Origin of the sequence: Streptomyces sp. HSW2009 (assembly GCF_040240285.1) — a bacterium.
GTDB lineage: Bacteria > Actinomycetota > Actinomycetes > Streptomycetales > Streptomycetaceae > Streptomyces.
This window is the reverse complement of record NZ_JBEHZD010000004.1, coordinates 26,967-51,390: the sequence shown is the minus strand read 5'-3', so window position 1 is coordinate 51,390 and position 24,424 is coordinate 26,967. Positions and strand designations below refer to the sequence as shown.

20 protein-coding genes are annotated in these 24,424 nt (G+C 69.8%); 11 read left to right on the top strand and 9 right to left on the bottom strand.

The genetic code is table 11. The features are described 5' to 3' along the window. Window positions 1–48 precede the first annotated feature (48 nt). The 4 genes from sigM (at window position 49) to trxA (ending at window position 3,394) form a co-directional block, all read left to right on the top strand. Complete coding sequence (gene sigM / locus AAHZ94_RS00835; protein ID WP_349989855.1) at window positions 49–777, top strand: RNA polymerase sigma factor SigM; 729 nt, start codon at window positions 49–51, stop codon at window positions 775–777. Next, a complete protein-coding gene (locus tag AAHZ94_RS00830) occupies window positions 774–1,799 on the top strand; it encodes an RsmA family anti-sigma factor (RefSeq protein WP_349989851.1) in 1,026 nt (341 codons plus the stop codon). The genes sigM and AAHZ94_RS00830 overlap by 4 nt, the downstream gene beginning before the upstream one ends. 261 nt (window positions 1,800–2,060) lie before the next feature. Then, window positions 2,061–3,020, top strand: coding sequence for a thioredoxin-disulfide reductase (gene trxB, locus AAHZ94_RS00825; RefSeq protein ID WP_349989850.1), 960 nt, complete (start codon window positions 2,061–2,063; stop codon window positions 3,018–3,020). A 44-nt stretch (window positions 3,021–3,064) separates the two neighbouring features. Continuing rightward, a complete protein-coding gene (gene trxA / locus AAHZ94_RS00820) occupies window positions 3,065–3,394 on the top strand; it encodes a thioredoxin (protein WP_349989849.1) in 330 nt (109 codons plus the stop codon). A gap of 82 nt (window positions 3,395–3,476) precedes the next feature. On the opposite strand, the gene AAHZ94_RS00815 is transcribed toward trxA, so the two are convergent. From AAHZ94_RS00815 to rpmH, 9 genes are all read right to left on the bottom strand, one after another. After that, window positions 3,477–4,094: a GNAT family N-acetyltransferase gene (locus tag AAHZ94_RS00815; RefSeq protein WP_349989848.1), complete on the bottom strand. Its 618-nt coding sequence runs from the start codon at window positions 4,092–4,094 to the stop codon at window positions 3,477–3,479. 271 nt (window positions 4,095–4,365) lie between these two features. Continuing rightward, the gene (locus AAHZ94_RS00810) at window positions 4,366–5,529 is read right to left on the bottom strand and encodes a ParB/RepB/Spo0J family partition protein (RefSeq protein ID WP_349989847.1); all 1,164 of its coding nucleotides are present in this window, start codon (window positions 5,527–5,529) and stop codon (window positions 4,366–4,368) included. After that, complete coding sequence (locus AAHZ94_RS00805; RefSeq protein WP_349989846.1) at window positions 5,526–6,674, bottom strand: ParA family protein; 1,149 nt, start codon at window positions 6,672–6,674, stop codon at window positions 5,526–5,528. Before AAHZ94_RS00805 ends, AAHZ94_RS00810 begins: the two co-directional genes overlap by 4 nt. A 341-nt stretch (window positions 6,675–7,015) precedes the next feature. Beyond that, entirely contained in the window at window positions 7,016–7,732 is a 717-nt protein-coding gene (gene rsmG / locus AAHZ94_RS00800) for a 16S rRNA (guanine(527)-N(7))-methyltransferase RsmG (protein WP_349989845.1), read from the bottom strand. A 126-nt stretch (window positions 7,733–7,858) separates the two neighbouring features. After that, a complete protein-coding gene (locus AAHZ94_RS00795) occupies window positions 7,859–8,365 on the bottom strand; it encodes a Jag family protein (protein ID WP_349989844.1) in 507 nt (168 codons plus the stop codon). 15 nt (window positions 8,366–8,380) lie between these two features. Then, window positions 8,381–9,610: a membrane protein insertase YidC gene (gene yidC, locus AAHZ94_RS00790; protein WP_349989843.1), complete on the bottom strand. Its 1,230-nt coding sequence runs from the start codon at window positions 9,608–9,610 to the stop codon at window positions 8,381–8,383. A 3-nt stretch (window positions 9,611–9,613) separates the two neighbouring features. Continuing rightward, window positions 9,614–9,931, bottom strand: coding sequence for a membrane protein insertion efficiency factor YidD (gene yidD, locus AAHZ94_RS00785; protein WP_349989842.1), 318 nt, complete (start codon window positions 9,929–9,931; stop codon window positions 9,614–9,616). Next, window positions 9,928–10,350 carry a ribonuclease P protein component gene (gene rnpA / locus AAHZ94_RS00780; protein WP_349989841.1) on the bottom strand — a complete coding sequence of 141 codons (423 nt, stop codon included), beginning with the start codon at window positions 10,348–10,350 and terminating at the stop codon, window positions 9,928–9,930. The genes yidD and rnpA overlap by 4 nt, the downstream gene beginning before the upstream one ends. A 16-nt stretch (window positions 10,351–10,366) precedes the next feature. Beyond that, window positions 10,367–10,504 carry a 50S ribosomal protein L34 gene (gene rpmH, locus AAHZ94_RS00775; protein ID WP_003949374.1) on the bottom strand — a complete coding sequence of 46 codons (138 nt, stop codon included), beginning with the start codon at window positions 10,502–10,504 and terminating at the stop codon, window positions 10,367–10,369. Window positions 10,505–10,925: 421 nt separating this feature from the next. On the opposite strand from rpmH, the gene dnaA reads away from it, so the two are divergent. The 7 genes from dnaA (at window position 10,926) to gyrA (ending at window position 24,318) form a co-directional block, all read left to right on the top strand. After that, on the top strand, window positions 10,926–12,968 hold the full coding sequence (gene dnaA, locus AAHZ94_RS00770; protein ID WP_349989840.1) for a chromosomal replication initiator protein DnaA: 2,043 nt from the start codon (window positions 10,926–10,928) through the stop codon (window positions 12,966–12,968). Between the two features lie 1,387 nt (window positions 12,969–14,355). Further along, entirely contained in the window at window positions 14,356–15,486 is a 1,131-nt protein-coding gene (gene dnaN / locus AAHZ94_RS00765) for a DNA polymerase III subunit beta (RefSeq protein ID WP_349989854.1), read from the top strand. A 227-nt stretch (window positions 15,487–15,713) separates the two neighbouring features. Next, window positions 15,714–16,598 carry a phosphogluconate dehydrogenase (NAD(+)-dependent, decarboxylating) gene (gene gnd, locus AAHZ94_RS00760; RefSeq protein ID WP_349989839.1) on the top strand — a complete coding sequence of 295 codons (885 nt, stop codon included), beginning with the start codon at window positions 15,714–15,716 and terminating at the stop codon, window positions 16,596–16,598. Window positions 16,599–16,728: 130 nt separating this feature from the next. Further along, window positions 16,729–17,874, top strand: a complete 1,146-nt coding sequence (gene recF / locus AAHZ94_RS00755; RefSeq protein WP_349989838.1) for a DNA replication/repair protein RecF — start codon at window positions 16,729–16,731, stop codon at window positions 17,872–17,874. Continuing rightward, entirely contained in the window at window positions 17,871–18,488 is a 618-nt protein-coding gene (locus AAHZ94_RS00750; RefSeq protein ID WP_349989837.1) for a DciA family protein, read from the top strand. The genes recF and AAHZ94_RS00750 overlap by 4 nt, the downstream gene beginning before the upstream one ends. A 1,101-nt stretch (window positions 18,489–19,589) precedes the next feature. After that, on the top strand, window positions 19,590–21,647 hold the full coding sequence (gene gyrB, locus AAHZ94_RS00745; protein ID WP_349989853.1) for a DNA topoisomerase (ATP-hydrolyzing) subunit B: 2,058 nt from the start codon (window positions 19,590–19,592) through the stop codon (window positions 21,645–21,647). 61 nt (window positions 21,648–21,708) lie between these two features. Next, a complete protein-coding gene (gene gyrA, locus AAHZ94_RS00740; RefSeq protein ID WP_349989836.1) occupies window positions 21,709–24,318 on the top strand; it encodes a DNA gyrase subunit A in 2,610 nt (869 codons plus the stop codon). The last annotated feature ends 106 nt before the right edge of the window (window positions 24,319–24,424 follow it).

The window sequence follows — 24,424 nt, the reverse complement described above, 5'->3', positions numbered from 1 at the left end:
ACCCAGTGGACCGGCCGCACCGTCGGCCGCCGCGGCCCGCCCCCCCCCGTGCGCCCCGCCGCCCCGCCGGCGCCCAGCCCCCGGTCGCGCAGGGGACGCCCCCCCCCCGCCCCCCCCGCGGGGCCCCCCCCCCCCCCCCGGGGGGGGGCCGATCCCGACGCCTTCGGCGAGATCGTCCGGCGCCATCGCGACCGGCTGTGGGCGGTGGCGCTGCGCACCCTCGGCGACCGTGAAGAGGCGGCGGACGCCGTCCAGGACGCCCTGGTGTCCGCCTACCGTGCCGCCCACACCTTCCGCGGCCAGTCGGCCGTCACCACCTGGCTGCACCGCATCACCGTCAACGCCTGCCTGGATCGGGCCCGGAAGGCCGTCACCCGCAAGACCTCGCCGACCGACGACACGGAGCGGCTGGAACAACTCCTGGAGCCGCACGAGTCGGCCGCGGTCCCTGCCGAGCGGCACGACCTGCACCGTGAACTCCTCCAGGCACTCCGCACCCTCCCGGCGGAACAGCGGGCGGCGCTCGTCCTCGTCGACATGCAGGGCTACCCGGTGGCGGAGGCGGCCGACGTACTCGGCGTGGCCGTCGGCACCATCAAGAGCCGGTGCGCCCGAGGACGGGCTCGACTCCTGCCCCTCCTGTCACATCTCCACCCGAAGGAACGGGATAGCGAGGAGTCGGGCCGGGGAAGGAACCGGGCGCAGGGGACATCCGTCTCACCGCCAGCAGAACCGAATGACGCAGATCCCGTGAAGGGCGGAGGTGGGCGAGCGTGACATCGACGACCGGCACGGACGAGCACCCTGAGGTCGCGGAAATCTCCGCTCTCACCGAAGGCGTGCTCCCCCCGCATCGAGTCCGCCCCGTCCGCGACCACCTGGCGCTCTGCTCGCTCTGCGCCGATGTCCGCGCCTCGTTGGAGGAGATCCGCGGCCTGCTCGGCACGTTGCCGGGGCCCGCCCGGATGCCGGTTGACGTCGCCGGGCGGATCGACGCGGCCCTGGCCGCCGAAGCCCTGCTGAACTCCACCGTGGCCCACTCCGAGGAAGCCGACGAGGGGACTGCCGCCGCGGTGGTTTCACGTGAAACGGCGACAGGAACAGCGACCGGGCCCGTACGGGTAGCAGTGACGGAGCCAGCAGCAGAGACGACGGATGCGGCAACGGCTGAGCCGGCAGCGAAGTCGACGCGGGAAACGGGCGATGTTTCACGTGAAACGACGGCCGCCGGCTCCGACCGCCCGCCGGGCCGCGCCCGCTCGTCCACTGGCCCCGGCCGGTCGACCACCGGCCCCACCCGCCCCCGACGTCGCCGCCACTGGCAGACCGCCCTGCTCGGCACCGCATGCGCGGCGGCCGTACTCGGCGTGGGCACGTTCCTCGTGCAGCACACCGCCGATGACGACACGCCCTCCCCAGGTCCTGCTACGGCGGAGGGCACCGCGATCACCGCGTCCGACCTGGCCGGGGACGTACGGGCGCTGCTCGACACCACCACGGCCAAGCCGCTCGGCAAGTCCTCCCGCGGCGTCGAGATGGATTCCTCGCCGAACGCTCCGCTGGAAGCCGGTGCCACGACCGTCCCCTCCTGTGTCCGGCAGGGCACCCAACGTCCCGAGCCACCGCTGGCCGCCAAGGAAGACACCTACGGCGGCAAGCCCGCCTATCTCGTCCTGCTGCCGCACCCCGGCGATGACGCAACGGTCGACGCCTTCGTGATCGACGCCGCCTGTACGCGGGAGAGCCCGTCGCCGCCGGGCACGGTGTTGGCCCAGCGCAGCTTCCCGCGGCACGGCTGATCCGCGGCGTGGCAGTTCCACGGCACGACTGGCCCACGGCACCGGCTGGTCCACAGGGGGCTGCTCGACCGCGCGGGTGGGCGTCGTACGGCTGCGTCACGATGCGGACTGCGCCCCGGCAGGCGAACACAGACGGTAGCCGAGGGCTTCCGGGAATGCCCGCCCCGTAGTATCCGTTGGGTGGGATGGCAGCAGTTTTCCGGGAACGATCGCCGGTCGGTTGCCTCCAATCCGTCGTCGGCAGAGACAAGGAAGACATCCGTGAGCGACGTCCGCAACGTCATCATCATCGGTTCCGGGCCCGCGGGCTACACGGCCGCGCTCTACACCGCCCGAGCCTCGCTGAAGCCGCTGGTCTTTGAGGGCGCCGTGACCGCGGGTGGTGCCCTGATGAACACCACCGACGTGGAGAACTTCCCCGGTTTCCGGGACGGCATCATGGGCCCCGACCTCATGGACAACATGCGGGCCCAGGCCGAGCGGTTCGGTGCGGAGCTCATCCCCGACGACGTGGTCGCCGTCGACCTCACCCAGGAGATCAAGACCGTCACCGACTCGGCCGGGACGGTGCACCGCGCGAAGGCCGTGATCGTCACCACCGGCTCCCAGCACCGCAAGCTCGGACTGCCCCGCGAGGACGAGCTGTCCGGCCGCGGCGTCTCCTGGTGCGCCACCTGCGACGGGTTCTTCTTCAAGGACCACAACATCGCCGTGATCGGCGGTGGCGACACCGCGATGGAAGAGGCCACCTTCCTCTCCCGCTTCGCCTCCTCCGTGACGATCGTCCACCGCCGGGACACCCTGCGCGCCTCCAAGGCCATGCAGGACCGCGCGTTCGCCGACCCCAAGATCTCCTTCGTCTGGGACAGCGAGGTCGCGGAGATCCACGGTGACGGCAAGCTCTCGGGCCTGGCTCTGCGGAACCTGAAGACGGGGGAGTCCTCCGAGCTTCCGGTGACCGGCCTGTTCATCGCGATCGGCCACGACCCCCGCACCGAGCTCTTCAAGGGCCAGCTCGACCTGGACGACGAGGGCTATCTGAAGGTCGAGGCACCCAGCACCCGCACCAACCTGCCGGGCGTCTTCGCCGCGGGCGACGTCGTGGACCACACCTACCGCCAGGCCATCACCGCCGCCGGTACGGGGTGCTCCGCCGCGCTGGACGCCGAGCGCTTCCTGGCCGGGCTTGCGGACGACGAGCCGCCGGCCGCTGCCGTCTGACCTTCTCTCCCTTCACCCCCGCATCACCGAAACGAGGAAACGCTGTGGCTGGCACGCTGAAGAACGTAACGGACGCCTCCTTCGACGAGGACGTCCTCAAGAACGACAAGCCCGTTCTGGTCGACTTCTGGGCCGAGTGGTGCGGTCCGTGCCGCATGATCGCCCCGTCGCTTGAGGCCATCGCGGCCGAGCACGGCGACAAGATCGAGATCGTCAAGGTCAACATCGACGAGAACCCGGCCGTGGCCGCCAAGTACGGCGTCATGTCCATCCCCACCATGAACGTCTACAAGGCCGGCGAGGTCGTGCAGACCATCGTGGGTGCGAAGCCGAAGGCCGCCCTTGAGCGCGAGCTGTCCGACTTCCTCGGCTGAGGACGTCCCGGACCTACGACGTGTGGGCCCGCTCCCCCTCGGGGGTGCGGGCCCACACGTCTTCGCCGTCCTTGTCGCGCCCCTACAGCGGGCGGAGCACCGGTTCCTTCTGCACGGCACCCAGCAGCCGGTCCAGGGCGAGTTCCACGTCTTCCTTCCAGGAGATCGTGGCCCGCAGCTCCAGCCGTAGCCGGGGAAAGCGAGGATGGGCCCGTACGGTCTTGAAGCCGACCGCCAGCAGATGGTCGGCCGGCAGCACACACGCCGGCTCTTCCCACCGCGCGTCCGCGAACGCCTCGATGGCCTTCACCCCGCGCCGCATCAAGTCCTTGGCCACGGCCTGCACCATCACCCGGCCGAGCCCCTGCCCCCGGTAGCCGGGCATCAGCCAGGCCGTCATCAACTGCACGGCGTCGGCCCCCACCGGGCTGGTGGGGAAGGCCAGCGACCGCGGCACGTACGCCGGCGGCGCATAGAGCACGAAGCCCACCGGCACCTCGTCCACATAGGCGATCCGGCCGCAGGAGCCCCATTCCAGGAGCACCGCCGAGATCCACGCTTCCTTCTCGACCTCGGGCCGCCCGGCGCGCACCGCTGCTTCACCGCTGACGGGGTCGAGTTCCCAGAAGACACAGGCGCGGCAGCGCTTGGGGAGGTCGGTGAGGTTGTCCAGGGTGAGTGGTACGAGCCGACGCCCCATCTAGCCAGTTCCTCGCTTCCCTCACCGGCCGCCGTCGAGCGGCCGACAGTGCGCTGCGTTCCGCAAGGCCGTCCACGAGGTCTCCAGCGACCCGCGCCCGGGGGTCGGCCGTCGCCCCAACCGGCGCGGCTCACCTTGCCGGGAGCCGCCCTCCGCGCGGACGTGCCACTCGTACGCATCGTATCCACGAGCAGAATCCCCCGGTACCGGCTCCCACACGGCGAGCGGGCCGCACCCCGCCACCGGAGCACGGCCCGCTCGTCAGGACGGCCTATTCGGCGGCCGTGTCGTCCTCGGCCGGCTGCTCGGCCGGCTCTTCCGCGGTGAGCCGGTTCTGCAACACCCGGCCCTCGCCCGGCGCCAAGGTGCCCAGGATTCGGTCCAGGTCGTCCATCGAGGCGAACTCGACGACGATCTTTCCCTTCTTCTGGCCCAGGTCGACCTTCACCCGCGTTTCGAAGCGGTCGGAGAGCCGGGAGGCCAGGTCCGTGAGCGCCGGCGAGACCCGGCCGCCGGCCCGCGGGCCCGTCGCCTTCTGTGTGCTGTTCGGCCGCGACCCCATCAGAGTCACGATCTCCTCCACCGCCCGGACCGAGAGCCCCTCCGCGACGATGCGGTGGGCGAGCCGGTCCTGCTCCTCCGAGTCGTCGACCGCGAGCAGCGCCCGGGCATGCCCGGCCGAGAGCACCCCGGCCGCCACCCGGCGCTGCACGGACGGCGACAGCCGCAGCAGCCGCAGCGTGTTGGAGACCTGCGGGCGGGAGCGCCCGATGCGGTCGGCCAACTCGTCGTGCGTGCAGTTGAAGTCCTTCAGCAACTGGTCGTACGCCGCGGCCTCTTCCAACGGATTGAGCTGGGCGCGGTGCAGGTTCTCCAGCAGCGCGTCCAACAGCATCTTCTCGTCGTCGGTGGCCCGAACGATCGCGGGAATCTGCTCCAGGCCCGCCTCGCGACAGGCCCGCCAACGCCGCTCGCCCATGATGAGCTCATAGCGCTCGGGGCCCAACTGACGGACGACGATCGGCTGGAGGAGCCCGACCTCCTGGATGGAGGTCACCAACTCGGCGAGGGCGTCCTCATCGAAGACACCGCGCGGCTGGCGGGGGTTGGGGGTGATGAAGTCCAGCGGCAGTTCGGCGAAGTGGGCTCCCAGGCCGCCATCGATCGACGCGGCCGACACGACGTCCTCGGGGAACGCGCCCTCTGTTTCACGTGAAACGCTCGCTGGAGGAACCGTCTCATCGCGCGCCGGACCACCGGGAGGCAAGGTCGTGACCTTGGCCGCCGCAACGCCCCGCTCGGGCGAGAGCACGGGAACCGCCGTCGGCGAGGCCGCACCGGCGCCCACCGTCGGCGAAGCGCCGTCGGTGCCCTTCGGGGCAGCGGGAATCAGCGCGCCAAGTCCGCGGCCCAGCCCCCTCCGTCGCTCAGTCACTGCATCCCCTTCGACATATCGTGCTGCTCAAGCTGTGGATTCCCGTTGGACGTCGCGTGCGCATGGTGCCCGTCGTAGTAGACGCCGGCCCCGCGCAACGCGATCTCGCGGGCCGCCTCAAGGTAGGAGAGCGACCCACTGGACCCCGGGTCGTAGGTGAGTACCGTCTGCCCGTAGCTCGGGGCCTCGGAGATCCGTACGGAGCGGGGGATGCTCGTACGCAGCACCTCGCTGCCGAAATGGCTGCGCACCTCGTCCGCCACCTGCGAAGCCAGCCGGGTACGGCCGTCGTACATGGTCAGCAGGATGGTCGAGACGTGGAGCTTGGGGTTCAGATGGCCGCGCACCAGCTCGACGTTCCGCAGCAACTGGCCCAGCCCCTCCAGCGCGTAGTACTCGCACTGGATCGGGATGAGCACCTCTGCTCCGGCGACCAGCGCATTGACCGTCAGCAGGCCGAGCGAAGGCGGGCAGTCGATGAGGATGTAGTCCAGCGGCTGGTCGTACGCCTGAATGGCGCGCTCAAGTCGGCTCTCCCGGGCCACCAGGGAGACCAGCTCAATCTCCGCACCAGCCAGGTCGATGGTGGCCGGCGCACAGAACAGCCCCTCCACGTCGGGCACCGGCTGCACGACGTCGGACAGCGGCTTGCTGTCGACCAGGACGTCGTAGATGGACGGCACCTCGGCGTGGTGGTCGATGCCCAGGGCGGTGGAGGCGTTCCCCTGCGGGTCCAGGTCGATCACCAGTACCCGGGCGCCGTGCAGGGCCAGCGAAGCCGCCAGATTGACGGTCGTCGTGGTCTTGCCCACGCCGCCCTTCTGGTTGGCCACCACCATGACCCGGGTCTGTTGGGGGCGGGGGAGGCCCTCGCCCGAGCGCCCCAGGGCCGCTACGGCAAGCTGCGCCGCTCGGCCGATGGGCGCCGGGGCTTCCCCCTCGTATCCAGGGGAGCCGTCCATCGGAGGCGGCGTTTCACGTGAAACATCCTCCCCCGAGGCTGGGTGCCCCGGGTGTACGCCCGGGGAGGGCTCAGCGGTACGGGGGCCGGGGACCGGTTCGGTCATCGGCCCCGCGATGTTGGCGTCGGACCGCAAGGATTCACTCTCCTCGACATCAGGCTCGCGATGGATAGAGCCTGTCATGCTTTCGGGGTTGTGAACCAGCGAGGCCCGTCCTCCTGTGGATAAATCAGCCCCCAGTCGGGCCCGGAGGTCGCGCGGTGTGGCAGCCGCACGACCGCGGCTGATGATTCCATGCAGCAGAGAGCGACGTTTCACGTGAAACACGATGCACGGGGTCGCCCCGCGCACCGCCCCGACACTCCGATATGCATAGTTTTGGCAGCTTGTATGGAGCACTGCCCGCTCTGCACGGTGTGCTCCGTACGAGCTACCCGGCACGACTCTCCACCGGGGCCGCGAACCGCCGCTCCCCTATGTCACACGCAGCCGTGGCACCCGGCCCGCCGGGGTCCGTACCCGACTCAGCGGCGGCGGCGCGGCCCCTTGCGGGCGGCCTTGGCCCGCTTCGCGGCGAACCGCACTCCGCCGGGGCTCTCGCCCACCTCGACCCGCACCACCGTGGACGGCGGATCGACGATGCCCGCACCCACCTGAAGCACCGAGGTCTCCACCACGCCCAGCTTGCTGAGAGCCGCCCGGGCGCTCTTGAGCTCCTCGGCCGCCGTATCGCCCTTGAGCGCCAGCATCTCGCCGTACGGGCGGAGCAGCGGCACGCCCCACCCCGCCAGTCGGTCCAGCGGCGCCACCGCACGTGCAGTCACCACATGCACCGGCTGGAGCTTGCCCAGCACCTCTTCCGCCCGACCCCGCACCACCGTGACGTGGTCCAGGCCCAGCAGCTCCACCATCTCCTGGAGGAAGTTGGTCCGGCGCAGCAGCGGCTCCAGCAGGGTGATCCGCAGGTCCGGGCGGGCCAGGGCGAGCGGGATGCCCGGCAGCCCGGCCCCCGAGCCCACATCGCAGACCGTGACGCCTTCGGGGACCGCCTCGGAGAGCACGGCGCAGTTCAGCAGGTGCCGCTCCCACAGCCGCGGCACCTCGCGCGGTCCGATCAGCCCACGGGTCACCCCGACGTCGGCCAACAGCTCGGCGTACCGCACGACCTCCGGAAAGCGGTCACCGAACACCTCTCGCGCCGCCTCCGGCGCTGGGGGAAGTTCCTCCGTTGCCTCCGCCACGAGGGACCGTCCTTCCTCTCGATATGCCGTTGCCCTAGCTGACAAACTCCGGCCCCGCCTGTGGACAGACGGGGCCGGACTTACGGTCTCCCTCTCAGGCGTCGGGCCCGGAGGGGGTGGAACAGATCACGCGGGAAGGACGACCACCCGGCGCTCGGGCTCCTCACCCTCAGACTCGCTCCGCAGGCCGGCCGCCGCCACCGCGTCGTGCACGACCTTGCGCTCGAAGGGCGTCATCGGGTTCAGCTTCACCGGCTGACCGCTGTCCTTGGCCTCCTCGGCGGCCTGGGTGCCCAGCTCCGAGAGCTCGGTCCGCTTGCGCGCCCGGAAGCCCGCGATGTCCAGCATCAGCCGGCTGCGGTCGCCGGTCTCGCGGTGCACCGCGAGCCGGGTGAGCTCCTGTAGCGCCTCCAGCACCTCGCCGTCGCGGCCGACCAGCTTCTGTAGATCGCGGCTGGTCGAGTCGCTGATGATCGACACCGCGGCGCGGTCCGCCTCGACATCCATGTCGATGTCGCCATCGAGGTCCGCGATGTCCAGCAGTCCCTCAAGGTAGTCGGCCGCGATCTCGCCTTCCTGCTCCAGGCGGGTCAGGGTGTCGACACCCTCGGCCGGGGTGGTGCCTTCGGTCACGGATGGACTCCTTCGTTACTTCTTGGACGGGTGCTTGGGGCCGCGCTGGCCCTTGCGCTGCCCGGACTTGGCGTTACGGGAGGAACCGGAGGCGGAACTGCCGCTGGACTTGCCGGACTGCGCCCCCTTCTTCCCCTTCTCCAGCGAGGGCTTGCCGGACTGCGCGGGGGAGCCCTTCGCACCGCCGGCCTGCGCCGTGGCCTTGGCCCGGCCCGCGCCCCGGGCGCCCGATGCCTGGCCGGGCTTGGCGTCCTGCGGCTCGTCCTTCGTGCCGTCCTGCTCCGTGCCCGCTGCCTTGGTGCCGCCCTGGGCCGCCCCGGACTGGCGCTGCGACTTGGACTGGCGCTTGGGCTGCGTGCGGTTGGCCCGGGCCGTCTCGACCGCCTGCCGCGCCTCGACGACCTCCGGGTCTTCCTTCAGCTTGCCCTGGGCCCGCAGCCGTTCCTGGCGCTTGGCGTAGGCCAGGCTGCCCGGAGTGGGGTTGCGGCGGATGATGAACATCTGCTGCCCCATGGTCCACACGTTGGTGGTCAGCCAGTAGACGAGGACACCGACGGGGAAGTTGATGCCGAAGACGGCGAACATGATCGGGAAGATGTACATCAGCATCTTCTGCTGCTGCATGAACGGCGTCTTGACCGTGAGGTCGACGTTCTTCGTCATGAGCTGACGCTGAGTGAAGAACTGCGACGCCGACATCAGGATGATCATGGTGATCGTGACGACGCGGACGTCGGTGAGCGAGGCGCCGAGCCCCTCGACCTTGGAGGCGCTGCTCATGAACTTCACGGACAGCGGAGCGCCGAAGATGTGCGCCTCACGGGCGCTGTTCACCAGGCCCTGGTCGATCGAACCGACCGGGTGGTTGTTCGCGATCTTGTTGAGCACCTGGTAGAGCGCGATGAAGAACGGCGACTGCGCCAGGATGGGCAGACAGCTGGAGAGCGGGTTGGTGCCCGTCTCCTTGTAGAGCTTCATCATCTCTTCGGACTGGCGCTGCTTGTCGCTCTTGTAGCGCTCCTGGATCGCCTTCATCCGGGGCTGGAGCGCCTGCATGTTCCGCGTCGCCTTGATCTGCTTCACGAAGAGCGGAATCAGGCAGATGCGGATGAGCACCACCAGCGAGACGATCGACAGACCCCAAGCCCAGCCGCTGTTCTTGTCGAAGACGAGGCTGTACAGCGAGTGGAACTGGACGATGATCCAGGAAACGACTTCATAGAGAGGACCGAGGATCGTGTCCACGAATCAGGCTCCTTGGGCGTTGGGCTGAGTCTCGGGCTGGGCGGCGGCCTTGGCCCTGGTTCGTCCGCCGAGGCGGTCGCGTAGCCACTGGTGCCACACCGGGCGCTTCCGGGCGGGTACGTGGTCGACGCCTCCGTGCGACCACGGGTTGCAGCGCAGGATGCGCCAGGCCGTCAGCGCCGTGCCTTTCACCGCGCCGTGCACGTTGATGGCCGTGTACCCGTAGTGCGAACACGACGGGTAGTACTTGCAGACCGGCCCCAACATCGGGCTGATGGTCCACTGGTAGAGCTTGATCAACCACAGCAGCGGGTACTTCATCGCGGCACCCTCCCCTTGGTCTCTCCCCCGGGCTTCGCCGAGGGGGTCTCAGAGGAGGCCCCGCCCAGCAGCCGCCGTATCGCGGTGTCGAGGTCGTGGGCCAATTGATCGTGACCCGCCTCGCCAGCGCCGGGCAGCGCCCGTACGACTACCAGGCTACCGGGGGGGAAGCGGTCGAGCCGATCGCGCACCAGGTGGCGCAGACGGCGCTGTACCAGGTTGCGGGTGACGGCGTTGCCGATCGCTTTGCTGACGACGAAACCCGCACGCACCGGGGGAACGATTTCCCCAGGTGGGTGCGGGTCCGAGGTGCGGCTTCGAAGGTGCACGACGAGGAGCGGGCGCCCGGCCCTGCGTCCTCGGCGTACCGCGGTCGCAAAGTCCTCGCGCCGCCTCAGCCGATGCTCGGAAGGCAGCACGTCATGACCTGTGCGGTCAGGCGGACAGGCGGGCGCGACCCTTGCCACGGCGGGACGCGAGAATCGCGCGGCCGGCACGGGTGCGCATACGCAGCCGGAAGCCGTGGGTCTTCGCGCGGCGGCGGTTGTTCGGCTGGAAGGTGCGCTTGCTCACTCGGGGGCTCCAGAAATGATTCGTGTGGTGGCGGGACATCGCCTGGCTGTCACCGTGCGCCCACGAGAAGCTCGCATACGCCCGAGTGCACCGCTTCTTCACCACGGTTCGTGGATGTATGCCCATCGGAGGCAGGCGGCAGCAGCCATCGACAACTCGACCTGGTCACGGTACGCGCGGCTACGCCATTCGGTCAAACCAGAGCGGGCGTACCACTCCGCGGCCACCGTATACCGGGTCGCCAGAACACGGGGCGACGGCGCATGGCACATTTGTACACACCCTGTGGACAACGACTTGAACCACCCGCGTCGGCCTGACTACCGTGGCGGAACTTCGAATCCTTCCCGCCCGTCCCAAGAACCACGCATTCGTGGGACCTGTCGGCGTCCCCCTCCGAGTGAGTGAGTGAGCGTGCCCTGTGGCTGACGTACCTGCTGATCTTGCCGCAGTGTGGCCACGCGTATTGGAGCAGCTACGGGGCGAGGGCAGAGGACAGGGCGTCGAGGCGAAGGACGAGCACTGGATCAACCGCTGCCAGCCGCTGGCGCTGGTCGCCGACACGGCGCTGCTGGCGGTGCCCAACGAGTTCGCCAAGGGTGTGCTTGAGGGCCGGCTCGCGCCGCTGATCAGCGATGCGCTCAGCCGCGAGTGCGGGCGCCCGATCCGGATCGCCATCACCGTCGACGACTCGAAGAACGAACCCGTCGCACCCCAGCCTCAGGGCCCCCCGCAGCAGCACACGCCACCGCCGCACCCGTCGGCGCACGCCGGCCAGCAGTCCCGGTACGGGGACGCGCCGCGCGAGAACTATGACGGGCGGGACGCCTACGACGGCCGGGACGCCAGGGAGGCGCGTTCCGCGCGGGACGCGCGCGAGGGGTACGAAAGCGCACGGGACGGCTACGAGCCCTACGACGGGCGGGACGCGTACGACCAGCGGGACGCCTACGACGGCCGCGAGACGTACGAGGCGCGCGAGGCCCCCGGCGGCTACGACGGACGCGACAGCCGGGAGTCGTACGACGGGCGGGAGGGTTACGGCCGCCCGGGTGACGAACTGCCCAGCGCCCGTCCCGCCTACCCCGACTACGCCCAGCAGCGCCCCGAGCCGGGGGCCTGGCCGCGGTCCGGCGGCGGCGCCGGACCCGACGGACGCGGCGACTACAACTGGCAGCAGCCCCGGCTCGGCGGCTTCCCGGACGCCGACCCGTACGCACAGCGCGGTCAGCACCCTCAGCACGCGCCACCGGCCCACGGCGGCGGCCCCTACGACGGCCCGCGCCGCGACCCCGCCGACCCCTCGTCCGTACTGCCCAGACCGGGTCCCGGCGGGCCGGGGCCGGGGGCAGGTGGCGGTCCGGCCGCGCCCACCGGTGCGCCGGGGCCGCTCGCTGCGCAGCCCGCGCCGGCGTCGGGCCCTGGCGAGCCGACCGCGCGACTGAATCCGAAGTACCTCTTCGACACCTTCGTCATCGGTGCCTCCAACCGCTTCGCGCACGCCGCCGCGGTGGCGGTGGCCGAGGCGCCGGCCAAGGCGTACAACCCGCTGTTCATCTACGGCGAGTCCGGGCTCGGCAAGACGCACCTGCTGCACGCCATTGGGCACTACGCGCGCAGCCTCTACCCGGGGACCCGGGTGCGGTACGTGAGCTCGGAGGAGTTCACCAACGAGTTCATCAACTCCATCCGCGACGGCAAGGCCGATGCCTTCCGCAAGCGGTACCGCGACATGGACATCCTGCTCGTGGACGACATCCAGTTCCTGGCGAGCAAGGAGTCGACGCAGGAGGAGTTCTTCCACACCTTCAACACCCTGCACAACGCCAACAAGCAGATCGTGCTCTCCTCGGACCGGCCGCCCAAGCAGTTGGTGACCCTTGAGGACCGGCTGCGCAACCGCTTCGAGTGGGGGCTGATCACCGATGTGCAGCCGCCCGAGTTGGAGACGCGGATCGCGATCCTGCGCAAGAAGGCGGTGCAGGAGCAGCTCAACGCGCCGCCCGAGGTGCTGGAGTTCATCGCCTCCCGCATCTCGCGCAACATCAGGGAGCTGGAGGGTGCGCTGATCCGGGTCACCGCGTTCGCCAGCCTCAATCGGCAGCCGGTGGACCTGGGGCTGACCGAGATCGTGCTGAAGGACCTGATCCCCGGCGGCGAGGACGCGGCGCCGGAGATCACAGCGACCGCGATCATGGCGGCGACCGCCGACTACTTCGGGCACACCGTCGACGACCTGTGCGGCGCATCGCGCAGCCGGGTGCTGGTGACGGCGCGGCAGATCGCGATGTACCTCTGTCGCGAGCTGACGGACCTGTCGCTGCCGAAGATCGGCGCCCAGTTCGGCGGCCGTGACCACACGACGGTGATGCACGCCGACCGCAAGATCCGCGCGCTGATGGCCGAGCGGCGCTCCATCTACAACCAGGTGACCGAGCTCACCAACCGCATCAAGAACGGCTGACGCCGCTCCGCCCGCGAGCGGCCCGCGGCGCCGTCGTCCGGCGATCTGCTGCCCTGGTTCCTGTCCGTTGTGGCCGTCACGCGCGCGTGACGGCCCTCCGTACGCACCCGTACGCGCCCTCGCACGGCTCGTCTTGCCCGTCCCGTACGAGCTGCCGTCCCATACGAGGCCGTACGGACGGACGCGCACCCGCGCGCACCGTGTGGCGCTCATCGTTCCCGCGCCGACGGCCCCACCCGCGACCGCGCCCGGATAGCTGTCCCGTACCCCTCCCGTAGCCGTCCGCGGCTGCGGCTGAGTGCGCGTCAGTGGCTGCTTATGTGTCGGCCGTACGCGCGCGAGCACGCGCGGCCGTACGCAGCCGTGCTCCGTCGGGCCCGGCAACCGCCGGTGTGCCGGAGCCCGTTGGGCCGGCGGGTGGTGCGGGCGGCGGGTCGGGGGGCCGTGCTGCCGGGGTGGTGGGCGCCGGACTGGCCGTCACTTTCCCCACCCTTGTGCACAGGTGTGTACGGCCGTTGCCGCCTTCGCCGGGCGCCCCTGGAGCGATCCTGGGGCGCCTTTCTGCGTTCACCGATCGGTCCGTAACGCGTCGTGGGACGGCTACGGGGTGGCTACGGCGAGGGCACTTCGGCGGTCAGCTTGTTCGATTTCGAGGGGGGACACGGGTGTTCTCCACAGATGTGGCCACTATTTTGCGTCCACAGGTTGGGGACACCTGGACTATCCCAACTGTGTCCACAGGCACCCCGGGTGCGGGAGGATCTTCCGAGGTCAGAGGGGTGTGGATTTGTGGCCAACCGATATCCACAGGCTGTGGATGATTTTTTATCCACAGCCCCTTCCCCACGGTTGTCCACCGGCTACCCACAGCTCAGCGGCGCTTGTGCACAGCTTTTGGCGTCTTCTCCACACCGTTGTCCACTGTTCGGCAACATGACACCCGCCCTCACCGTCACGAGTGAAAGGCATCACATCAACCCCCCGGGTTGGGCTGTGCAGAACCTGGGTAAAACTGGGGACGCGGCTGGGGAGAACTAGCCCTTCCCTGTGTATCGGGTGTGCAGAACTTTCGGTGGTCCACAGCTACCCCTAGTTATCCACCGGCGTCGCCCACAGGGTCAGTGGATAAAAAACGCGCTGTGACCTGCGCAAAGGAAGTTATCCACGGTTTCCACAGGCCCTACTACTACGACTACACAGTTAGAGCGAGAAGTTCGTTTCGAAGTGGGGGCTGTGCACAACTTGGCTGCGGGTCGCTCGAACGCCCTCGTACGGACTTGACCCCGAGGCGCACTCGCTGTCGGTGGCGTACGTCAGACTGGTCTCCGGCAATCAGCCGACGACGAAGGCCAGCAGGGCGAGTCAGCAACAGCAGGAGGCGGTTCCGGTGAAGATCCGGGTGGAGCGCGATGTACTCGCGGAGGCAGTGGCTTGGGCAGCCCGCAGCCTCCCGGCCCGTCCGCCCGTCCCCGTCCTCGCGGGCCTGCTGCTGAAGGCGGAGGAGGGCGCGCTGAGCCTCTCCGGCTTCGACTACGAGGTCTCCGCCCGTGTCTCCGTCGAGGCGGACGTGGAGGAGAACGGCACCGTCCTGGTCTCCGGCCGGCTGCTCGCCGACATCTGCCGGGCGCTGCCCAACCGCCCGGTGGAGATTTCCACAGACGGTGTACGGGCGACGGTCGTCTGTGGGTCATCCCGCTTCACCCTGCACACCCTGCCGGTGGAGGAGTACCCGGCGCTGCCGCAGATGCCCACCGCCACCGGCACCGTGCCCGGTGAGGTGTTCGCCGCCGCTGCCGCCCAGGTGGCCATCGCCGCCGGCCGTGACGACACGCTGCCGGTGCTCACCGGTGTGCGCATCGAGATCGAGGGCGACCACGTCACCCTCGCCTCCACCGACCGCTACCGCTTCGCGGTCCGCGAGTTCCTGTGGAAGCCGGAGGCGGCCGACGTGTCCGCGGTCGCGCTGGTGCCTGCCAAGACGCTCCTGGACACCGCCAAGTCGCTGACCAGCGGTGACACCGTGAGCATCGCGCTGGCTGGGTCGGGCGCTGGCGAGGGGCTCATCGGTTTCGAGGGCGCCGGGCGGCGGACCACCACCCGTCTGCTCGAAGGCGACCTGCCGAAGTACCGCACGCTCTTCCCGACGGAGTTCAACTCCATCGCCGTGATCGAGACCGCGCCGTTTGTCGAGGCCGTCAAGCGCGTGGCCCTGGTGGCGGAGCGGAACACCCCGGTCCGGCTGAGCTTCGAGCAGGGCGTGCTGATCCTGGAGGCCGGCTCCAGCGACGATGCACAGGCTGTGGAGCGGGTCGACGCGCAGCTCGACGGCGACGACATCTCGATCGCCTTCAACCCGACCTTCCTGCTGGACGGGCTCAGCGCCATCGACTCCCCGGTGGCCCAGCTCTCCTTCACCACCTCGACCAAGCCCGCCCTGCTGAGCGGCAAGCCCGCGGTCGACGCGGAGGCGGACGAGGCGTACAAGTACCTGATCATGCCGGTGCGGCTGTCGGGCTGAGGCGCGGAGAGGCCGGGCCGTGGCAGCGTCCACGGCCCACCGCGCGGATCGCGTCAGGGTGGCTCAGAGTGAGCACAGTGGGCGCCTTTTCCACCGGGCAAAGGGCGTGGTTCCGGAGCATTCTGGACATCCCGTATGAGCGGCGGAGCCCACAGTCGTGCACACGGCCGCCGGCGTAGGCTCGGCTGCGTTACCCAACGCACTCACTCCGGCAAGAAGGATTAGTGATGGAGCTCGGTCTCGTCGGTCTTGGCAAGATGGGCGGCAACATGCGCGAGCGCATCCGCCGTGCAGGCCACACCGTCATCGGATACGACCGCAACCCGGATCTCGCCGACGTGGCGAGCTTGGAAGAACTGGTCGGCCAGCTTCAGGGGCCGCGCGTGGTGTGGGTCATGGTCCCCGCCGGGGCCCCCACCCAGTCCACGATCGACGAGCTCGGTGCGCTCCTGTCGCCCGGCGACGTCGTGGTCGACGGCGGCAACTCGCGCTGGACGGACGACGAGAAGCACGCCGCGGAGCTCGCCGAGAAGGGCATCGGCTTCGTGGACTGCGGCGTCTCCGGCGGCGTGTGGGGCCTGGAGAACGGCTACGCGCTGATGTACGGCGGCGCCGAGGATCACGTCGCCAAGGTGCAGCCGATCTTCGACGCGCTGAAGCCGGCGGGCGAATTCGGCTCGGTGCACGCGGGCAAGGTCGGCGCCGGCCACTTCGCCAAGATGGTGCACAACGGCATCGAGTACGCCATGATGCAGGCCTTCGCCGAGGGCTGGGAGCTGCTGGAGGCAGTGGACTCGGTCACCGACGTCCGCGAGGTCTTCCGTAGCTGGCAGGAGGGCACGGTCATCCGGTCCTGGCTGCTTGACCTGGCCGTTCGCGCGCTGGACGACGATGAGCACCTGGAGAAGCTGCGCGGTTTCGCGCAGGACTCCGGCGAGGGCCGGTGGACCGTCGAGGCGGCCATCGACCATGCGGTGCCGCTGCCCGCGATCACCGCCTCGCTGTTCGCCCGCTTCAGCTCGCGGCAGGACGACTCGCCGTCGATGAAGATGATCGCCGCGCTGCGCAACCAGTTCGGTGGCCACGCGGTGACGAGCAGCACGGACAAGTGACCGCGGACCCGTCCGCACCCGCGTCACAGCACGCGTAAGCACGCGTAACAGCACGAGTCATCGCAGGTCGTGCGGTCCCCGGCGGGCCGCACCCAACGCAGGAACGACGGGGGAGGTCGGTACGGGAGCCATGCACGTCTCGCATCTGTCACTCGCCGACTTCCGCTCGTACGCCCGGGTCGAGGTGCCGCTCGATCCGGGCGTCTCCGCCTTCGTGGGGCCCAACGGGCAGGGCAAGACCAATCTGGTCGAGGCCGTCGGCTACCTCGCGACGCTCGCCAGCCACCGGGTCTCCGCGGACGCCCCGCTGGTGCGGATGGGCGCCGAGCGGGCGATCGTCCGGGCCGCCGTGGTGCAGGGTGACCGGCAGCAGCTCATCGAGCTCGAACTGAACCCGGGCAAGGCCAACCGCGCCAGGATCAACCGATCGTCGCAGGTCAGACCGCGTGACGTGATCGGCATCGTACGGACCGTGCTGTTCGCTCCGGAGGACCTGGCGCTGGTCAAGGGCGACCCCGGCGAGCGGCGGCGGCTGCTCGACGAGCTGGTCACGGCCAGGTCGCCGCGGATGGCCGGGGTGCGCTCGGACTACGACCGGGTGCTCAAGCAGCGGAACACGCTGTTGAAGACGGCGGCCATGGCCCGTCGGCACGGCGGCCGGCAGCTCGACCTGTCGACGCTGGACATCTGGGACCAGCACCTGGCCCAGGCCGGTTCGGAGTTGCTGGCCCGCAGGCTCGACCTGGTGGCCGCGCTGCATCCGCTGGCCGACAAGGCGTACGAGCAGCTCGCGCCGGGCGGCGGGCCGGTCGGTCTTGAGTACCGCAGCTCGATCGGTGAGGCGGCAGGAGCGGCGGGGCTGCACGCCGGAATGGACCGCTCCGAGCTGTCCGGGCTGCTGCTCGCGGCGCTCGGCGAGGCCCGCAAGCGGGAGATCGAGCGCGGCGTGACACTGGTCGGCCCGCACCGCGACGACCTGCTGCTCAAGCTGGGTGAGCTGCCCGCGAAGGGGTACGCGAGCCACGGCGAGTCCTGGTCGTACGCGCTGGCGCTGCGGCTCGCCTCCTACGACCTGCTGCGTGCCGAGGGCAACGAACCGGTCCTGGTGCTCGATGACGTCTTCGCCGAACTCGACGCGCGCCGCCGTGAGCGGCTCGCGGAACTGGTCGCTCCGGGGGAGCAGGTGCTGGTGACGGCCGCGGTGGACGATGACGTTCCGGGGGCGCTCGCGGGCGCGCGGTACGCGGTCTCGGAAGGTGTGGTGGAACGCGTATGACCTGGTCGGCGAGTGGTCCCGGGCGGGATGCCGAGGGTGTGCGCGGGGCGGAGGCCGGCCGGGAGGGCGGGCGCCCCGCCGCCGCGGCAGGGCCGGCTGCGGCCGGTGCGCCGGCCGAGCCCACCGGCGTCGACCTGGCCCGGGTGGCGCTGCGCGCGGCCAAGGAACGGGCCCGGGCGCACGGTGCCGCGGTGCAGCAGAAGAAGCCGGCGCGGCGGGGCGGTCTGCGCTCCGGCGCGCGGGCGGACGGCCGTGATCCGCTGCCGCTCGGCGCCGCCATCAACAGGCTGATCACCGAGCGCGGTTGGGAGGCCCCGGCCGCGGTCGGCGGCGTGATGGGGCGCTGGCCGCAACTGGTGGGGCCAGAGGTGGCCCAGCACTGCGAGCCGCAGCGGTACGACGAGGACGCCCGGGTGTTGACCGTGTGCTGCGACTCGACCGCCTGGGCCACCCAACTCCGGCTGCTGGCACCGCAGTTGGTGGCCCGACTCAATGCGGATCTGGGGCCGGGCACGGTCCGGCTGCTGAAGGTCCTCGGACCGGGTGGCCCGAGCCGGCGGTACGGGCCGTTGCGCGCACCGGGCAGCCGTGGCCCGGGCGATACGTACGGCTGAGCCGGCGCGGCTGCGGCAGGCGTACGGGCGGATGGCCGGCGCCGGCGTGCGGTGTGTGGCGTACGCCGGCGTACCGGGCTGGTGTTGGTTTCGGCATCGGTCGATGGGGGACGGCGGCCGTACGGGGCGTCGGTTGCCGGGTCGGCCGGGGTGACTGGTGTCGATGGGCGTGGGCTGCCAACTCCTGTAGCGCGGCGGGGTGTTGAGGATGCGGCAGCGGGTTGCCGTACGCCCCGAGTCTGTTGCGCTGTTCTCCGCCGCGAGCTGCTGCCCTGTGCTCTTCCTGTTCTCCCGTACGCGGTGTTTGTGCGCGGACACCGCGTGCGCGGATGCCCGTACGCAGATGTGCGTACGCGGATGGGGGCGAGGCCCGGTCCCGGAGCCAACTCCCCTCCGTGTCCGCCCTCTTGGCGTTCTCGCCGTACCTCCGGCATCTCCCTGCCCTCCCGGCCCCACGCGCTCCCCTTCTCATCCCGATCCCTCCTATCCCCCGCATTCCGCGGCGTTTCGGGGCGCTCCTCGGCCGGTGCCGGGGGAGGAGCGACGGCGGAATTCAGCCGTGTGGGGCGGGGCGGGTGGGGAGGTTCGGGCGCCCGGCGCCGGAGTGGGAGGGGTGACGGGGTGTCGGGGGCGTGTGCGCCCCCGATGTGTTGTTGGCATATTTCCGCGACCTGCGGTGATGCGTTCGCCGGCGGTGCGCGGCGCGGCGGTGGGCGTACGCGGTGGGCGCGGGGAGTGGCGCGGCGATGCGCCGGCGGGCGCGTACCCCCGTCCCGGGCGGGGCTGTGCGCTCCCCCTCGTACGGCGCTGATGCGGTGCTGGGGCGGGCGAGAGAGGTGAGACGACGGTCACATTGCCGGTCGTTGTTGGGTCGAAGCGCTGAGTGCCTGTGTGAGCCTCTTGGAGGCCCGGACCAGATATGGGGAGTAGGAAGGTGGAGGTTCAGGGCGGCAGTCGCCGACTCAGACGCCCGCAAGCCCCAATTCTGTCAGTGCTTACCGGTAGACTGAAGTACACCGTCGCCGCTTGCGCACACGGTGGTTCACGTGTGTGCGGGGCATTCGAAAGACAAGGCCGGTCCTCCGTACCAGGGGTTCGGCTCTGCTGTGCCAGAAAGGGCGCTTCGTGGCCGATTCCGGCAACCCCAACGAGAAGATCACCGCTTCCCCGAACGCGGAGGACGCCGCCGTACAGGACCCCGTCGGAGCCGAGGCGACGTCCTCGTACGACGCGAGTGCGATCACGGTCCTTGAGGGCCTGGACGCGGTCCGCAAGCGGCCCGGCATGTACATCGGGTCCACCGGTGAGCGCGGTCTGCACCACCTGGTCCAGGAGGTCGTGGACAACGCCGTTGACGAGGCGCTGGCCGGCCACGCGGACACGATCGACGTGACGATCCTGCCCGACGGCGGCGTGCGCGTCATCGACAACGGGCGCGGCATCCCCGTCGACCTGCACCCGGTGGAGAAGAAGCCGGCCGTCGAGGTCGTGCTGACCGTGCTGCACGCGGGCGGCAAGTTCGGCGGCGGTGGCTACGCCGTCTCCGGTGGTCTGCACGGCGTGGGCGTCTCCGTCGTCAACGCGCTCTCGACGAGGGTCGCCGTCGAGGTCAAGCGGGATGGTTTCCGCTGGACGCAGGATTACAAGCTGGGCGTTCCGACCGCCCCGCTGGCCAAGAACGAGGCGGTGCAGGAGACCGGCACCACGGTCACCTTCTGGGCCGACCCGGACGTCTTCGAGACGACGGAGTACTCGTTCGAGACGCTGGCCCGCCGGTTCCAGGAGATGGCGTTCCTCAACAAGGGACTGACCATCGCCCTCACCGACGAGCGCACGGCGCACGTGGACGAGGAGGGCAAGCCGCTCTCGGCGACGTACTACTACGAGGGCGGCATCGTCGACTTCGTGAAGTACCTCAACTCCCGCAAGGGCGAGCTGGTGCACCCCACGGTGATCGACATCGAGGCGGAGGACAAGGAGCGGCTGCTCTCCGTCGAGGTCGCGATGCAGTGGAACACCCAGTACACCGAGGGTGTCTACTCCTTCGCCAACACCATCCACACGCATGAGGGCGGCACCCACGAGGAGGGCTTCCGCGCGGCGCTCACGTACTTGATCAACAAGTACGCGCGGGAGAAGAAGCTGCTGCGCGAGAAGGACGACAACCTCACGGGTGAGGACATTCGCGAGGGCCTGACGGCGATCATCTCGGTGAAGCTGGGTGAGCCGCAGTTCGAGGGTCAGACGAAGACGAAGCTGGGCAACACGGAGGCCAAGACCTTCGTGCAGAAGGTCGTCAACGAGCACCTGAACGACTGGCTTGACCGCAATCCGAACGAGGCCGCGGACATCATCCGCAAGTCGATCCAAGCGGCGACGGCCCGGGTGGCGGCGCGTAAGGCGCGGGACCTGACCCGGCGCAAGGGTCTGCTGGAGACGGCGTCGCTGCCGGGCAAGCTGTCCGACTGCCAGTCGAACGACCCGACCAAGTGCGAGATCTTCATCGTCGAGGGTGACTCCGCCGGCGGCTCGGCCAAGTCCGGGCGTAACCCGCAGTACCAGGCGATCCTGCCCATCCGCGGCAAGATCCTCAACGTCGAGAAGGCGCGGATCGACAAGATCCTCCAGAACACCGAGGTCCAGGCGCTGATCTCGGCGTTCGGCACCGGCGTGCACGAGGACTTCGACATCGCAAAGCTCCGCTACCACAAGATCATCTTGATGGCGGACGCCGACGTCGACGGTCAGCACATCAACACCCTGCTGCTCACCTTCCTCTTCCGCTTCATGCGTCCGCTGGTCGAGGCCGGGCACGTCTTCCTCTCCCGCCCGCCGCTGTACAAGATCAAGTGGGGTCGGGACGACTTCGAGTACGCGTACTCCGACCGGGAGCGCGATGCGCTGATCGCGGCCGGGCGCGAGGCGGGCAAGCGCATCAAGGACGACTCCGTCCAGCGCTTCAAGGGCCTCGGCGAGATGAACGCCGAGGAACTGCGCGTGACGACCATGGACGTGGACCACCGCGTCCTCGGCCAGGTCACCCTCGATGACGCGGCCCAGGCCGATGACCTGTTCTCGGTCCTGATGGGCGAGGACGTCGAAGCACGACGCTCCTTCATCCAGCGCAACGCCAAGGACGTCCGCTTCCTCGACATCTGAGTCGGCCCCTCCCCGGCCGCGCGCCGGGGCTCCCCGCCGCCTGAAAGGATCTTGACCAGCAATGGCCGACGAGAACTCCCCCACCACCGAGAACCCCGAGCTGACCCCGGACGCCGAGGTCACCGGGATGCGCATCGAGCCCGTCGGGCTCGAAACCGAGATGCAGCGCTCGTACCTCGACTACGCGATGAGCGTGATCGTCTCGCGCGCGCTGCCCGATGTGCGCGACGGCCTCAAGCCCGTGCACCGGCGCGTGCTGTACGCGATGTACGACGGCGGGTACCGGCCCGAGAAGGGCTTCTACAAGTGCGCCCGCGTCGTCGGCGACGTCATGGGTACGTACCACCCGCACGGCGACGCCTCCATCTACGACGCGCTGGTGCGACTGGCCCAGTCGTGGTCGATGCGGCTGCCGCTGGTGGACTCCAACGGCAACTTCGGCTCGCCTGGCAACGACCCGGCCGCGGCCATGCGGTACACCGAGTGCAAGATGGCGCCGCTGGCCATGGAGATGCTCCGGGACATCGACGAGGAGACCGTCGACTTCCAGGACAACTACGACGGCCGTAACCAAGAGCCCACGGTGCTGCCGGCGCGGTTCCCGAACCTGCTGGTCAACGGCTCGGCGGGGATCGCGGTCGGCATGGCGACCAACATTCCGCCGCACAACCTGCGCGAGGTCGCCGAGGGCGCCCAGTGGTGCCTGGCCAACCCCGACGCCACCCCCGAGGAGCTGCTCGACGCGCTCATCGACCGCATCAAGGGCCCGGACTTCCCGACCGGCGCCCTGGTGGTGGGCCGCAAGGGCATCGAGGAGGCGTACCGCACCGGGCGCGGCTCGATCACCATGCGCGCGGTGGTCGAGGTCGAGGAGATCCAGAACCGGCAGTGCCTGGTCGTCACCGAGCTGCCGTACCAGGTCAACCCGGACAACCTGGCGCAGAAGATCGCCGACCTGGTGAAGGACAGCAAGATCGGCGGCATCGCCGACGTACGGGACGAGACCTCATCGCGCACTGGCCAGCGGCTGGTCATCGTGCTCAAGCGGGACGCGGTCGCCAAGGTCGTCCTCAACAACCTCTACAAGCACACCGACCTCCAGACCAACTTCGGCGCCAACATGCTGGCCCTGGTCGACGGCGTGCCGCGGACCCTCTCGCTGGACGCGTTCATCCGGCACTGGGTCGCCCACCAGGTCGAGGTCATCGTCCGGCGCACCCGCTACCGGCTGCGCAAGGCCGAGGAGCGGGCCCACATCCTGCGCGGTCTGCTCAAGGCGCTGGACGCGATCGACGAGGTCATCGCGCTGATCCGGCGCAGCGACACGGTCGAGGTGGCGCGCGAGGGCCTGATGGGGCTGCTCACCATCGACGAGATCCAGGCCAACGCGATCCTGGAGATGCAGCTCCGCCGGCTGGCCGCGCTGGAGCGGCAGAAGATCGTCGCCGAGCACGACGAGCTCCAGGCGAAGATCGACGAGTACAACGCGATCCTGGCCTCGCCCGAGCGCCAGCGGCAGATCATCAGCGAGGAACTGACCGCGCTGGTGGAGAAGTTCGGCGACGACCGGCGCAGCAAGCTGGTGCCCTTCGACGGTGACATGTCCATCGAGGACCTGATCGCCGAGGAGGACATCGTCGTCACGATCACCCGCGGCGGCTACGTCAAGCGGACCAAGACCGAGGACTACCGCTCGCAGAAGCGCGGCGGCAAGGGCGTGCGGGGCACCAAGCTCAAGCAGGACGACATCGTCTCGCACTTCTTCGTCTCCACCACCCACCACTGGCTGCTCTTCTTCACCAACAAGGGCCGGGTCTACCGGGCCAAGGCGTACGAGCTGCCGGACGCCGGGCGGGAGGCGCGCGGCCAGCACGTCGCCAACCTGCTGGCCTTCCAGCCGGACGAGCAGATCGCCCGCATCCTGGCCATCCGGGACTACGAGGCGGCGCCGTACCTGGTGCTGGCCACCAAGGCCGGCCTGGTGAAGAAGACCGCGCTCAAGGACTACGACTCCCCGCGCTCGGGCGGCGTGATCGCCATCAACCTGCGGGAGACCGACGAGGGCGGCGAGGACGAGCTGATCGGCGCCGAGCTGGTCTCGGCCGCGGACGACCTGCTGCTGGTCAGCAAGAAGGCGCAGTCGATCCGGTTCACCGCGACGGACGAGGCGCTGCGCCCGATGGGCCGGGCGACATCCGGCGTGAAGGGCATGAGCTTCCGCGAAGGGGACGAGCTCCTCTCGATGAATGTCGTCCGGGCCGGTACGTTCGTGTTCACCGCCACGGACGGCGGGTACGCCAAGCGGACGGATGTGGATGAATACCGGGTGCAGGGGCGTGGTGGCCTCGGCATCAAGGCGGCCAAGATCGTGGAGGATCGGGGTTCGCTCGTCGGCGCGCTGGTGGTCGAGGAGAGCGACGAGATCCTGGCGATCACGCTCAGTGGCGGTGTGATCCGTACGCGGGTCAACGAGGTCAGGGAGACGGGCCGTGACACCATGGGCGTTCAACTGATCAATCTGGGCAAGCGGGATGCCGTGGTGGGCATCGCGCGCAACGCCGAGGCGGGTCGCGAGGCCGAAGAGGTCGACGACCTGGCCGAGGCGGCCGACGAGGCGGGCCCGGAATCAGCCGAGGGCGAGGCGTCCCCGGCCGGGAGCGATGAGGAGTAAGTCGTGACTGGAGCCACGGGCGCCGCGGGTGCCTGGGCCAGCGGCCCACAGCACCCACCACCGTTTCGCACGGCGCCCGTGGCCCGGTTGCTGACTCCCACAGGGG

Bases quoted from the DNA above. Each gene is read 5' to 3' on its own strand.
- yidD (WP_349989842.1), bottom strand. From the start codon at position 9,931: ATGAAGTACCCGCTGCTGTGGTTGATCAAGCTCTACCAGTGGACCATC.
- gyrA (WP_349989836.1), top strand. From the start codon at position 21,709: ATGGCCGACGAGAACTCCCCCACCACCGAGAACCCCGAGCTGACCCCG.
- AAHZ94_RS00805 (WP_349989846.1), bottom strand. From the start codon at position 6,674: ATGACAGGCTCTATCCATCGCGAGCCTGATGTCGAGGAGAGTGAATCC.
- AAHZ94_RS00815 (WP_349989848.1), bottom strand. From the start codon at position 4,094: ATGGGGCGTCGGCTCGTACCACTCACCCTGGACAACCTCACCGACCTC.
- AAHZ94_RS00750 (WP_349989837.1), top strand. From the start codon at position 17,871: ATGACCTGGTCGGCGAGTGGTCCCGGGCGGGATGCCGAGGGTGTGCGC.
- recF (WP_349989838.1), top strand. From the start codon at position 16,729: ATGCACGTCTCGCATCTGTCACTCGCCGACTTCCGCTCGTACGCCCGG.
- gnd (WP_349989839.1), top strand. From the start codon at position 15,714: ATGGAGCTCGGTCTCGTCGGTCTTGGCAAGATGGGCGGCAACATGCGC.